This window comes from Shewanella sp. 125m-7 (assembly GCF_052977045.1).
Window position 1 is genome coordinate 49,369 of record NZ_JBRILQ010000021.1, and the last position, 12,975, is coordinate 62,343.

Annotated in this window: 10 protein-coding genes; 4 read left to right on the forward strand and 6 right to left on the reverse strand. The window is 45.5% G+C overall.

From position 1 onward, the window contains the following. Positions 1 to 5: 5 nt before the first annotated feature. Both ACVBIL_RS11440 and ACVBIL_RS11445 read right to left on the reverse strand, forming a co-directional pair. Positions 6 to 1,604 (reverse strand): ShlB/FhaC/HecB family hemolysin secretion/activation protein, encoded by a 1,599-nt coding sequence (locus ACVBIL_RS11440; protein WP_447167132.1) that lies wholly within the window; start codon positions 1,602 to 1,604, stop codon positions 6 to 8. A 225-nt stretch (positions 1,605 to 1,829) separates the two neighbouring features. Then, positions 1,830 to 3,050, reverse strand: a complete 1,221-nt coding sequence (locus ACVBIL_RS11445; RefSeq protein ID WP_447167111.1) for a threonine/serine ThrE exporter family protein — start codon at positions 3,048 to 3,050, stop codon at positions 1,830 to 1,832. Between the two features lie 208 nt (positions 3,051 to 3,258). Here ACVBIL_RS11445 and ACVBIL_RS11450 point away from each other — a divergent pair, with 208 nt between their 5' ends. The 3 genes from ACVBIL_RS11450 to ACVBIL_RS11460 all read left to right on the forward strand — a co-directional run bounded on the left by ACVBIL_RS11450 (position 3,259) and on the right by ACVBIL_RS11460 (position 6,671). After that, positions 3,259 to 3,657, forward strand: a complete 399-nt coding sequence (locus tag ACVBIL_RS11450) for an MAPEG family protein (RefSeq protein ID WP_447167112.1) — start codon at positions 3,259 to 3,261, stop codon at positions 3,655 to 3,657. A gap of 248 nt (positions 3,658 to 3,905) precedes the next feature. Continuing rightward, positions 3,906 to 6,227 carry a YgiQ family radical SAM protein gene (locus tag ACVBIL_RS11455; RefSeq protein ID WP_447167113.1) on the forward strand — a complete coding sequence of 774 codons (2,322 nt, stop codon included), beginning with the start codon at positions 3,906 to 3,908 and terminating at the stop codon, positions 6,225 to 6,227. 84 nt (positions 6,228 to 6,311) lie between these two features. Then, positions 6,312 to 6,671, forward strand: a complete 360-nt coding sequence (locus tag ACVBIL_RS11460) for a YkvA family protein (RefSeq protein WP_447167114.1) — start codon at positions 6,312 to 6,314, stop codon at positions 6,669 to 6,671. A 2-nt stretch (positions 6,672 to 6,673) separates the two neighbouring features. Here the strand turns inward: ACVBIL_RS11460 and lpxL are convergent, their stop codons facing one another. Further along, on the reverse strand, positions 6,674 to 7,603 hold the full coding sequence (gene lpxL / locus ACVBIL_RS11465; protein ID WP_447167115.1) for an LpxL/LpxP family Kdo(2)-lipid IV(A) lauroyl/palmitoleoyl acyltransferase: 930 nt from the start codon (positions 7,601 to 7,603) through the stop codon (positions 6,674 to 6,676). 190 nt (positions 7,604 to 7,793) lie between these two features. Here lpxL and ACVBIL_RS11470 point away from each other — a divergent pair, with 190 nt between their 5' ends. Next, positions 7,794 to 8,378, forward strand: a complete 585-nt coding sequence (locus ACVBIL_RS11470) for a hypothetical protein (RefSeq protein WP_447167116.1) — start codon at positions 7,794 to 7,796, stop codon at positions 8,376 to 8,378. A 96-nt stretch (positions 8,379 to 8,474) separates the two neighbouring features. Here the strand turns inward: ACVBIL_RS11470 and ACVBIL_RS11475 are convergent, their stop codons facing one another. The 3 genes from ACVBIL_RS11475 to ACVBIL_RS11485 form a co-directional block, all read right to left on the reverse strand. Continuing rightward, the gene (locus ACVBIL_RS11475) at positions 8,475 to 9,041 is read right to left on the reverse strand and encodes a lipid-binding SYLF domain-containing protein (protein ID WP_447167117.1); all 567 of its coding nucleotides are present in this window, start codon (positions 9,039 to 9,041) and stop codon (positions 8,475 to 8,477) included. Positions 9,042 to 9,204: 163 nt separating this feature from the next. After that, positions 9,205 to 11,265, reverse strand: coding sequence for a prolyl oligopeptidase family serine peptidase (locus tag ACVBIL_RS11480; protein ID WP_447167118.1), 2,061 nt, complete (start codon positions 11,263 to 11,265; stop codon positions 9,205 to 9,207). A 174-nt stretch (positions 11,266 to 11,439) separates the two neighbouring features. Continuing rightward, positions 11,440 to 12,972 carry an MFS transporter gene (locus ACVBIL_RS11485; protein ID WP_447167119.1) on the reverse strand — a complete coding sequence of 511 codons (1,533 nt, stop codon included), beginning with the start codon at positions 12,970 to 12,972 and terminating at the stop codon, positions 11,440 to 11,442. Between the last annotated feature and the right edge of the window lie 3 nt (positions 12,973 to 12,975).

The window sequence follows — 12,975 nt, forward strand, 5'->3', positions numbered from 1 at the left end:
GGCGCTTAAAAGCGATTTTTCACCTGAAAGCGCCATTCCCAACTATTCACTTCAACCCCGGAGGTGAATGGCATACTTATATCAATATGAGCGACATTACCGTAGCTTGATTTTGATGAGTAAATCCTCGCACCAATGCCTACGCTACCAATTGGCGAAGTCACATCGTTATTTTCATCCCCGCCGCCAAATGCATGACCCACATCGGTAAATACGGCCCAACCGAGTTCCGCTAATTGGTATAAATTAATATTAGGATAGTTTCTTATCTCTGCGGTAAAGGCCCATTGATTGTCACCATATTGGTAATCATTGGGGTAGCCACGAACCCCAGTGTCATCACCAAGAGCAAAGGGTTCGTCCAAGTAGTTATTTTGTGAGGTGCTTAATCTGAGCTTCGAATAGGCAGTCCACTTGGGGCTGATATGATAAAAATACTCGGCAGCGACATTGAGTTTATAGAAATCTTTTTGGCTGGTGGCAAATACGCCTTCACCATCCATCTCAAATAAAATCAGTTGATCCTTACCTTGGTAACCGCGACTCGATTGCCAGTTAACGTGGTAGCCAATCGGTGAACTGTCGTTTAGGTCTCGGGTTTCAATACCCAGCTTAAAGTAATGTTGCCAACCAAAGTTAAAGTCCTCGTTATAATTAATTAAATGCACATTCTTGAGGACTTTAAAATCATCTTCTAAGTACTGATAAGCAAGCCATGGATAGAGAAAGTCCCTATCTTGCGGTAGCTCAGAGGTGGGGTAGCTATCGATATGGTTAAACTCGTTCCTATCTTGAGTTATCCCGGTAATAAACCGAGAAACTTCCTCGCTATTGTGGTTTATCAGCCAGCCAAAACGGGCATTGTTGTAGAAAACGGAGTGCTGAAACTCATTAATATCCATCCCGTTTTGTTTAAGGGTATCGACACGGAGATCATCTAGGTATTCGGCGGAATACATATGGCTGCCATCTAAGGTATAAAATGGTTTATTAAAATAAACATGTTTAGCCTGACCATCACTATTATCGTAAAACTCTGCGGCAATAGTGGCGTATTTTATGTAGTTAAATGGTGCCTCAACCCCAAATTTGTAACCCGTTCTGTCGGCATTTGACTGATATTTGATACGAGTACGAATACCGTAGCCGAGCAAGTTATCCTCTTTGATACCGATGGAAAACTTATTTTCACCGCCGCTACGACTGGCACTAAAGGTGGGTAACAGTGACCAGTTATCCCAAGTTTCGACTAAGATATTTTCGCCTTCATCTGCAAGGTCTGCATCGGGAGCGGGCTTCGAGTAACTAATTTTAGCGTCACGAATATAGGCCTGTGAGCGCAATATACGTTGTGCTTCGTCTAGGTCCTTTTGGCTGACTTCATTTCCTTCTGAAAAGCTAAGTTTGTCGCGGATCACTGAGTCTCGGGTGTTAATATGTAGGTAGTTAGCCCAACGATGAATGAAAAAAGTATCGGGGTCGGAGAGATCAAAAATATCGTTACTCTTGATCACAATATTCTTGGTCGGTTTTTTTTGCTCGTAATCTTCAGCGTGGTTGTTATCAGGAACTGCAGTTTTATTTTCAGCCGAAGCAACATCCATCTGGATGCTAAAAAAGAACACTAAGGTGATGCTGAAAACCCGCTTCATTATGTCACTCTACTCCTTGGCGAGAATTAATAACGGCTAAGGTGTAACAAAACAATAACACAGCGTAAGTGTAGATTAGTCAAGTCATAACAGGCAGTTTTACTTAATCAGAAAATGATTTCGCGCAATAAAAAAGAGCGCTAATAGCACTCTTTTTACTCTGTTAATGAAAACTGGCTACAAGTTACGTCTTGGTGGCACGGCCACGTTGGCGAAGATTAAACCGGCGACAATGGACATAAAGATTAAGAAGATTTGAATACCTAAATGAGATTGATTAAAAATGGTCTCGCCTAGGATTAGAGTGTTGAGGCCAATATAGGTCTTGCTACCAGGGACCAAGATCACAATACCCTGGAGGAGGGCGATAGATGCAGGAGCTTTCATCCAACGTGCAAATAAATTCGAATAAATACCCACGGCTAAAGCGCCAAAGAAAATGCCGATAGATTCGCCAAAATAGATCCCACCCAACATGGCAGAGAAAAATGCCACAATCCCCGCCATAATGCCCCAAGGTGAGTCTTTCAATCGGGCTTTAAAGATAATCACTAGCGCCGTCGACAATATTGGTACCGCGGCCCAAATCCCCCACTGCGGTAATGACTCGGGTGGAATATACGTTGTTTCACCAAACAAGGCTTTACCTATTGCCATACCTAAAATGACCCCAAAATACAGCTTAAACAGCAGCATAAAGGCATCCATGACTCTAGCGGTACCGGAGATAAGATCGCGTGCGGCCAGTTCAGCTAAGCCAAGGGTGAGCGCTAAACCTGGGATAAAGATAATAATGCCTGACAATATCACCACTGGAATATTAACCGAGGGATCGACTTTGGCAATCGCGTAGGCTGCAATGGCACATAAAATCGCGGCGAGGGGTTCAAGCATTTCAGCCATGCGCTTAGAGCGTTCGGCGCGATACACTAAGCCATAAACCATTAGGCCTAACATGCCTGACCAAAAGACATCGTTCCAACTGGTGCCCATCAACATTGCAAACGCTCCGGCTGAGGTACCAAAAGCAAGCAGGGTTAATTTAGTGCCATATGGATTAGGCTTATTGGAAATCTCTTCTAAGCGTTCGAGTGCTTCACTGAGTGTGCGCTGACCTGACATTAGCTCTTCGACTAGTTCATCTGTTCTAGCGAGGGAGCCTAAATCTAATTCACCTGGGTTAACCCGAGCAACGTGGTTATATTCTTGGTCTTCATCGTGTTGCAGTACAAAGGTCATCGCCGTTGGCGATATCAAAAAATAGCCTTCGATCCCAAGTACATTAGAGACACCCTGTAGGTGGGTCTCTAAACGGTAGGCTGGAGTGCCAAATTTATGCAGTGCTTTACCGAGTCTAATAATAAAACGGCGCTTTTCTAAGAACTCTTGATTATCCACTATGATATTCGCTATAGGTGACTTCAGGATTGTTTTATTAAACAGCTGCTTATGTTGTTTTTATTGGTTGTTAGTCGCAGCTATTTATTTGCCATAATTTGACGAGCGCATCTTACCTTATTTGAGCGAAAAAAGTTGCCATTTATTTACATAATGTTCCGCAATTGTAATGCTATGGTTTTATCTGCAAAATTTAACAGGATATAAAATGCCACTTGCCATATCAGGGCTGTATATCAGCCTTACCGCGTTACTCGCTATTGTGTTGACTTATAGGGTGATAACACTAAGACGAACTCATAAGATTGGCATAGGTAGTGCGGGCAATGAAGCGCTAACCTTAGCTCAACGAGTACATGCCAATTTGCTTGAAAATGCACCCATGGTTCTGCTGTTATTGGTGGTTGCAGAGATGAATGGTACAAGTGCTCTGTTATTACATCTGTTTGGCGCCGTGTGGATTGTTGCGCGCTTGCTGCATGCAATTGGCTTAACTCAAGGTCAAGGTGGATATCATTTCGGTCGCTTCTGGGGGATGCTACTGACTTGGGTCGTGATGTTAGCTTTGGTGGTTGTGAATTTACTGGCCTTCGGCTCAAGTTTATAGCGCTAAAGTCATACCAGCTCAAAGCCAATTAGTCTTGTGCTATCGACGAAAATATACTGAGAGTCAGGCAGGGTAATACCCACAGCCAAATTATGGGATAAGCGGCTATACTAAAAAAAGCATCAACTTGATGCTTTTTTAGTCACACCTTGCAGGCGTAGCCTGTTATACTCCGCGTCCCCATAGTGAGAGTGACATGGGGTGCGATATCCGCGTAATTTTTGTATTTCAGTTAGGCTGCCAAATCCATGCAAGTAGAATCCACGTTATTTACCTTTCCAAAATATCGCCCAGAGTTAACAAAGCCAGCGCCATTTTTGCCAATGTCTCGCAAAGAGATGGCAAAGCTCGGCTGGGATAGTTGCGACATTATTATCGTCACCGGCGATGCGTATGTGGATCATCCAAGCTTTGGTATGGCGGTTATTGGCCGTATGCTTGAAGCGCAAGGTTTTAGAGTTGGTATTCTTTCGCAGCCCGATTGGTCAAACAAAGAAGACTTTATGAAGTTAGGTAAGCCTAACCTCTACTTTGGCGTGACCGCGGGTAACATGGATTCGATGATTAACCGTTATACGGCTGAGCGTCGTATGCGTCATGATGATGCCTATACTGCGGGTAACATAGGTGGTAAACGCCCCGATCGCGCCGTGACAGTTTATACCCAGCGCTGCAAAGAAGCCTTTAAGAATGTGCCAGTGGTGATTGGCGGTATTGAAGCTAGCTTGCGCCGTATTGCTCACTATGATTACTGGTCAGATAAAGTGCGCCGCAGTGTGATTTTAGACGCCAAGGCTGACATCTTAGTTTACGGTAATGCTGAGCGACCTTTAGTGGAGCTATCACATCGTTTAGCATCTGGTGAGCCTATCAGTGAGCTGCACGATATTCGTGGCACCACGGTTATTCGTAAAGAGCCGTTGCCTGAATGGAAGGGCATGGATTCACGCAAGATCGATCAGTTACATAAGATTGACCCTATTCCAAATCCCTATGGCGCCGACGATGTGGGTTGTAAGAACCTATCGGGCCCTACGGATGAAAAAATATTCGACAATGATGCGCCCAAAGCCGTCAGTGTTCAGCCCGCTAGACCTAAGCCTTGGGAGAAGACCTACGTATTGCTGCCAAGCTATGAGAAGGTCTCAGAAGATAAATATTTGTATGCCCATGCGTCGCGTATTTTGCACCAAGAGCAGAATCCAGGTTGTGCGCGCGCATTATTTCAAAAGCACGCCGAACGCGCTATTTGGGTGAATCCGCCTGCGTGGCCGCTTAATACCGATGAGATGGATGGCGTATTTGATTTAGCTTATCAGCGCGTACCGCACCCATCGTATGGTAAAGAGAAAATTCCTGCCTACGACATGATTAAGACGTCAATCAATATCATGCGTGGTTGCTTTGGTGGTTGCTCTTTCTGTTCGATCACCGAGCATGAAGGACGAATTATTCAAAGTCGTTCTCAGGATTCGATCGTTAAAGAAATTAAAGATATTCAAGATAAAGTGCCCGGATTTACAGGGGTGATATCCGATCTGGGTGGCCCAACGGCTAACATGTATCGTTTAGGTTGTTCTAGTGTTAAAGCTGAAAGTACTTGTCGTCGTTTATCCTGTGTATTCCCTGCTATTTGCGGCCATTTAAATACCGACCATCAAGCGACGATAGATTTGTACCGTGCAGCCCGTGAAGTGCCAGGCATTAAAAAAGTCTTGATTGCCTCTGGCGTACGTTATGACCTTGCAACGGAAGATCCGCGCTACGTTAAAGAGCTGGCTACCCATCACGTGGGTGGCTACCTGAAGATTGCTCCAGAGCATACCGAAGAGGGACCGCTCAATAAGATGATGAAGCCGGGAATGGGCACTTACGATAAGTTTAAAGAACTTTTCGATAAGTACTCGAAAGAAGCGGGTAAGAAACAATACCTTATCCCTTACTTTATCTCGGCGCATCCAGGCACCACCAATGAAGACATGGTGAACTTGGCATTGTGGTTGAAAGGCGAAAAGTTCAAGCTAGATCAAGTGCAAAATTTCTATCCATCGCCGATGGCCAATGCGACCACCATTTACCATACTGGGCTGAATTCGCTTAAGAATGTAAAGCACAGCAGTGAAGAGGTGTCGGTGCCTAAAAAAGGCCGTCAGCGTAAGTTACATAAAGCTTTGTTGCGTTATCATGACCCTGCAGGTTGGCCGATTATCCGCGAAGCGCTTATTGATATGGGCAAAGAGAAGTTGATTGGTAATGGTCCATCTTGCCTAGTACCAGTAGAGACGCGCCAAGAGCGAGAAGCGATTCGCAACAATAAGAAGCTAAACAGCAAAGATGACGGCACAGCTAAGAAAGCCTTTACTCGCTTCTCTGGCGATCAATTTGATGATCGCAAAGCGGGTCAGAATAAGTCGGATGGCAATGCATCGGGCCAAAACAAAGCGGGTCAGAATAAAGCTGCTCATGGCAAGCCTGGACAAGCTAAACCTGGACAGAGTAAACCTAGTCAAGCAGGTAAACGCCCAGCGAAGAAGAACGCTTGGGGTACAACGCCAAAGCACCAAAGGTAAGCTTTGCGTGTATGTTCAAGCTAGCTAAATAAACTAAAATAAGGGAATATCTTGGATATTCCCTTTTTGATATTGGAGCTAATGATGGCTGACAATTCAGATAACCTTATTTCAAATAATCAAGATACAGAATATAGCGACGAAAGTTTTTGGCAAAAGGTGAAGCTGTTTGCTAAGAAAGCCGGACGTGAAGTGATAGATAATGCGCTGTGTTTATATTATGCCGCCAAGCGACCAGATACGCCTAAATGGGCGAAGACGGTGATTTTTGGTGCCTTGGCTTACTTTATCTCGCCGATTGATGCAATTCCAGACTTAACCCCTATACTGGGATTTTCCGATGATCTTGGTGCTTTGGCTGCCGCGCTTGCCATGGTGTCTATGTATGTCGATGACAAGGTGAAAAACCAAGCCGCTGAAAAAACCTCAGCTTGGTTTGATTAGCATTAATATAGAGACGCTTCGCCATCAGGGCGATTCTTAAAGCGTCTATGTAGCCACATATATTGGCTAGGCGCGTCCATAATCGAGGCTTCAACAATCTTATTGATAAAACGCGCACCCGCGTTTTCATCTCCTTTCGGAAACTCATCAATCATCGGCTCTTTAATGGTTAAGGTGTAATGGCCATTATCGTCATTACGCACTAATACCACAGGTACAATCACACAATTTGAGTTATCAGCAAGTAAACTGGTACCTGTAGTGGTGCAAGCATTCTCTACCGCAAATAATGGTGCAAAAGTCGAGCGACGGCGACCATAGTCATGATCCGGGGCGTACCACATGAAGGCACCATCATTGAGCGCTTCGAGCATAAACTTGACGTTCTTGCGATGAATTAACGTATGCCCACCTTGCGAACGTCCTTTAAACTGGAAGTAATCAAAACATGGATTGTTGTTAGGGCGGTATACTGCCATGCCTTTGTGAAATTGGCCAAAAGCACGCCCCCCAAGCTCAAGGTTCAGTGAGTGCACGGCAATCAATAGTGCGCCGCGTCCTTCGGCTTTCAGCTTGTCGATATGTTCCATGCCGACGACAGTCATGTGGCGTGCAATACGTGCATCTGACCAAAACCAGGCCATGCCAGTTTCAAAAAGTGCTAATCCGGTGTTTTCAATATTCAGTTTGATTAAGTTATCGCGCTCAGCGTCACCCATATCTGGAAAGCACAGTTCAAGATTGCGCTTAATGGTGTGCTGGCGGCGCTTCATAAAGCCTAGCACTATACGACCTGTCAGCTTGCCTAAGCGTATTTGAATCGCATACGGCAGCAAGCTACAAAGGTAGCTGATGCTAACAATGAGTAATACGCCCCAATATTTAGGATGAACTAATGAAATTGAAAAGGTGGGAGCTGTGTACTTACTCATAGCGAGATCGTGCTTTTAATCGATAGTGGAAAATGTCGCGCGATTATACGCCATGTTTATCGATTGAGCGCTGTCTTATATTCGTTAATCGCGCCAAAACCAAGGCGCAGCTTGATTTATAAAGGCTTTAAACTTTCAGTTAAAATTTATCTCTTTGTGATAGGTTAGTCACAAATCCTCGGAGATAATAATGAAAACAATAAAATACTCACAAATCGCCCTGTTGGTGACGTCTAGCTTTACACTACCCGCTATGGCAGTGACTTCAGAACAGACTGCTTTTTTCGATAATCTCGCCGCTCATTGTGGCAAAGCGTTTGAAGGAACGGTTACTGAAGGCAATAGCGCTGACTCGGCATTTAGTGGCAAGAAGCTTGTTATGCACGTGCGTGAATGCAGCGATACAGTACTTAAGGTGCCATTTCATGTGGGTGATGACCACTCTCGTACTTGGGTGATAACGAAAACGCCTTATGGCCTGCATTTAGCTCATGATCACCGTCATAAAGATGGATCTGAAGACAAGGTGACTATGTATGGTGGTATGACCGCAGATATGGGCACCGCTACTGAGCAGTCATTCCCCGTCGATGCTTACTCGATTAACAACTTTAGAGAAAATGGTTTAGATGTGTCGGTGACTAACGTGTGGCACATGTACGTTAAGCCGCAAGAATTTACTTACCGTTTAACTCGTGAAAATCGTGATTTTAGAGTCGATTTTGATCTGAGCAAGCCAGTGGCATTGCCACCAGTGCCATGGGGGCATAAATAACGAATTCTTATCCTGTAAAGGGATGTGAAGAGATGTGATTTACCTCGGTTCTAACTTTGAAGGACCTAGATCCTAGATCCTAGGTCCTATCCGTCTCTACTTTTCTTCAAAGGTAAATGACTGGCCTGCCAGAGCCGCTTCAAACATTAAGCCGCCTTTGGCAACAGTAAATACAGCCATACCATTGATATAAGCGGCTTTAGCTGCACCTTTGCCAGCACCTGCGGAGTTACCTGTGGTACCTGCTTGGGCATTGGCGCCAATATTGATGGCAACGGCCGAGGCTTGTGCACCAAATTCAAAGCTGCCACTGGTAAAGGCTTTATAAGCTGCCTCATCTTTGAAGAAGATAACCTCGCTATAGGCTTGACCACCAAGCTGAAAACCAAAAGAGATCTGAGTTAGGCTGGTATTACCGGTATATCGGCCGCCTCGATAGACCTGGCCTTTACCGTAGGCTGCACCAATACCAATGCCGCCTTTACCTACGGTCGGAAATAGCGCATAGCCATAAGCGCTATCGAAAAACTTTTGAGGTTGGCTGGCTTGCTGAAAAGTGCTCTTTGCTTGAGCATAACTGTCTTCAGCGAGAGCTTGTGGGGCTATCATTACGCTGGCAAGCAGACATAAGCAGGCGGATATTCTCTTGATAAAAGCTGTCATTGGACTCTCCTCATTCCATTTTCCCCATTGCACAAACTAGCTAAACCTTAGCATAGCCTTACTGAACAGAAAGTGAATGGCTTTAATGAATGGTTGTTAGTTAAAATAAAAGCGCCAACAGGCGCTTTTATAGATTTGGTTAAGCGATGATAAACAGAGTTGCTTACTCGACAGGTAGGCCTAATACATAGTGATTAAACCATTTCTGATCCCACTCCATTTTAGCCTTACGGTGCTGGTATTTACTTAAACCATGGCCTTCATCGGGGTAAACGACTAACTCTACAGGTACATTGAGGTAGTGGTGCAGCGCACGATAGAGACCTTGAGCATGACCAAGCGGTACGCGCTGATCGCCTTCACCGATATGAATTAATGTGGGGGTTTTGATCTTGTTAGCATGAGTCAGAGACGATCCATGATCATAAGCTTCAGGCTTTTCCCAAGGTAGTCCTTCCATAAAGTTGACCACATGCCCCGGAGTATCTTCAAGCATCCACTGCAGGCGCTGATCGAATACGCCGGCACCAGAGCTTGCGGCTTTAAAGCGATTATTGGTACTGATAATCGCATTGGTGAGATAACCGCCGTTACTCCAGCCCATCACGGCCATCTTGTCACCATCAACGACACCATCGCTAATAAGTTGATCAACGCCAGCCATGATATCTTTGACTTCGATATCATGCTCACGACCAACAAGATCGGTTAAGAACTTATCGCCATAGCCCGTAGAGCCACGGTAATTAGGTGAAAGTAGAGCCCATCCATTAGCGGTGAAGGTCGAACGTCCGTAAGATCTATGCTGCAGGGCATAAGGCGTCGCTGATGTTGGCCCCCCATGAATTTGCACGATTAATGGCAAGGGGCCATCTTCTTTTTTGTATCCAGCCGGTAGATCGAGTATGCCTTCAACCACACTACCGTCTGGCGCCGTCCATTTAACAATAGAGACCTGCGGCAGTTTCCAGCTATCAACTTGTGGATTGATATTGGTTATACGTTTAGCCTTAGCACGGCTACTGTTGGCATCTGCAATAAACATGTCAGAGAAATGATCTAAGCCGTTATGGCTAAAAGCGACGGACTTACCATTTTGACTAAAGCTATAACTACCGATCACCATGTCACCGGGAATTACGCTGCGAGTATCGCCTTGTTCGCCATCATCGATTTCAGTGCAGAACAGTTTGACGCGGCCATGATCGGCGCCGCGATAGCAGATCTCATCACTGTTTGGCCGCCAAGTAAGATCGCTTGAGTTCAGTGTCACATCGCCTGGGCGAGAGATCTCAAGCGATGGTTTATCTGTGGCTTTGGCATCGGCAATAAATAGCTGGCCTGGATGACCGTCGAAATCGATTCTAAACGCTAATTCGGTATTGTTGTCTTGCCAAGCAAGGCCGAGCAGCCAGCCATAAGGCGAAGGGGCATTGTCACGCCATTGGGTGTCTGCCAGCACGCTGTTCTGCTGGGTGGTCGTATCGAAAATTTCAACATCAGACCAACCTTCTAAGAACACCAGTTCGTTATCTGTGGTGGTGATACGGGCTATCTTGCTGCCATCTTGGCTAACCTTAAACTCCCAAACAACCTTATCGTCATCTAGGAGTAATGTCTGCTTAAAATGCTCAAGGTCGAGCTGATATAGTGGATTGGTTTTTTGTTCGCCGTGGCCATACTTTGGAGCGCTGTGATCGGCGCGCATTGCTGCCCACTGATCTTTATCGGTTGTGGTTTTAGTGGTTAGAAAATACAAGCTTTTGCCGTCGTGGCTAAGTTCAAAGCCATTGACGCCTTCAACTTCTTTAGTCATAGGTTGGCTATCGCCAGTGCTGACGGATAAACGGAACACTTGGGTTTTACCGTTATAAGGCGCCTTTGCACCTTCTTGCTTTATTTTACCTAGGTAATAAACATACTCACCGTCAGAGCTCCACTGCGGGCTAGACTCACTCTCGTTGGTGAAGGTCAGACGCTTTGATTGAAGTGACTTGGTATTGAGCAGCCATATATCACGCTGACTCTTATCAAGCTCTTTGTCCCAGCGTGATTCTAACCACACAGCTTGCTTACCATTAGGGCTAAGTGTCACCGAACCCATATTACCGATATCAAAGAAGTCATCAATGCTGATGTCGTGCGTTCTCTCTACCGCCATGGCAGAGAAACTGCTGCCGATCAGCGCGGCAGCAAGCAACGATAGCGTGTGTGTTTGTTTCATGTATTAATTCCTACCCTTCAATAAGTTAACTTGCGTTTATTATTATTTTTTTGATGTTTTCTTGAAATAAGGGCTAATACACTAGCGTAACTTTTACGCGGTTGGCTATGAAAAAAATTCATTCAATGGTGTTTATTTGTGATAAATCAAAAACAGACTTAGTTAATCTTCCGGCTACTGATTAGCAGACTTTGCCACTAACTTTTTACCTATGATCAAGATAGGGGCAAGCACAAACAGCGAGATAATAAACCACTGGAAATTATTGCCTCCTGCAACGGCTGCCGTTTGTAGTTGCAGTTGGCTGGAAAGCAAGCTCGCGACTCGCTCTGGCGTGGCTTCCAACATCCCTTGGTTCAAGACTTGAGTCATGGCCGTTTGATACTGGATGAAATTGCTGTTCATTTGATTGAAATTTTCGCCTAGCACACCCATGGTGCTGGTGGACTCAATACTCATCATTCTAGAGAACAACGCCATGCCCATCAGACCCCCTAAGGTTCTAAAGAGGTAGAAGTAACTTACGCCCTGTGAAATATGCTCTTTTTTAAAACTCGATAAAATAGAGATAGACACGGTGACATTGAGCAAGCCGACGCCAAGCCCGCGTAAGATTAATGCTGGCAGCATATCACTTGCGCCACTACTGGCGCTGCTACCTGATAGCGAGACGCTCGAGAGCAAGATCATTAGCACACCAATGGGCACCACGGCATCGGGTTTGAGTCTTGGGTGATTACAGATCCAGATACTAATAAGTAAGCCGACAAACATGCTGGAAAAAGCGGGCACTTGCAGCCAGCCTTGCTCGCTATGGCTGTAGCGCAATACACTGCCAAGGTAAACGCTGATCAGCATAGAAGTGCCAAGCACGGCAAAGCCTGCAAGGGCAGCGTTGTACATCGACACTTTATTCTTTAGCGGGCTTAATACATCGCTACGAATGAACTCGCCACGACCAAGCTGCTTCGCCATAACGAATACACATAAGAGAATCAATGCCACGGTGACCAGAGTCATCTGAGTAAACTCTGGACTATCGAACCAGTTATAGTACTGGCCACGCATCAAGATTAGCGTGATCCCGGTGATGGCAGCGCTCATGGTAATCGCTTGTAGCGCGTTAAATTTCAGTCGCTGCGTCGTGTCGATATAATCGAGCGGCCGTAACCATAACCAAGCTAAAATGAGCAGGTAAAGGCTCGATTGTGCCGCAAAGGTGAGTTGCCATAAGCCGTTCTCGGCTAGCTCGGCGATAAGCCAAGGGTAGACGCCCATAGGTAGCAGAGTTGTCATTAGCATCATGCAACCTTCAGCAATAGCGATGTCCTTAAGTGACAGGTTACGCAGCACCAACACCTGCACTGCCACTAACATACAGCTTGCTGCAATCCCGATAACGCCCCAGCCAATAAAGTGCCCCACGACATTGCTGCTAAAACCTAATAGTAAACTGCTTAACAAGCCAAGAGCGGTGCCCATGGTTAGCAGGCGCTTTGCGCCTATGCGGTAACTTAGCCATGAGGCCAAAGGCAGGGTCAGTAATTGCGCTAAGATATAAGCAATATTGAACCAAGAAGCATTGTCAGCCGATAGGCTTAATGTTCCGGCAATGTTACTGGCACTGGCATTGTAGATAGCCGAGGTGATGCCAAATGGGATCATTGCCAGGGTCACAATTAGCATAAGTTCGAGGCGGCGGTTCATGGC

Coding starts and splice junctions, on each gene's coding strand:
- ACVBIL_RS11440 (WP_447167132.1), bottom strand. CDS start 1,604: ATGGATGTTGCTTCGGCTGAAAATAAAACTGCAGTTCCTGATAACAAC.
- ACVBIL_RS11450 (WP_447167112.1), top strand. CDS start 3,259: ATGCCACTTGCCATATCAGGGCTGTATATCAGCCTTACCGCGTTACTC.
- ACVBIL_RS11455 (WP_447167113.1), top strand. CDS start 3,906: ATGCAAGTAGAATCCACGTTATTTACCTTTCCAAAATATCGCCCAGAG.
- ACVBIL_RS11475 (WP_447167117.1), bottom strand. CDS start 9,041: ATGACAGCTTTTATCAAGAGAATATCCGCCTGCTTATGTCTGCTTGCC.
- ACVBIL_RS11480 (WP_447167118.1), bottom strand. CDS start 11,265: ATGAAACAAACACACACGCTATCGTTGCTTGCTGCCGCGCTGATCGGC.
- ACVBIL_RS11485 (WP_447167119.1), bottom strand. CDS start 12,972: ATGAACCGCCGCCTCGAACTTATGCTAATTGTGACCCTGGCAATGATC.
- ACVBIL_RS11470 (WP_447167116.1), top strand. CDS start 7,794: ATGAAAACAATAAAATACTCACAAATCGCCCTGTTGGTGACGTCTAGC.
- ACVBIL_RS11460 (WP_447167114.1), top strand. CDS start 6,312: ATGGCTGACAATTCAGATAACCTTATTTCAAATAATCAAGATACAGAA.
- lpxL (WP_447167115.1), bottom strand. CDS start 7,603: ATGAGTAAGTACACAGCTCCCACCTTTTCAATTTCATTAGTTCATCCT.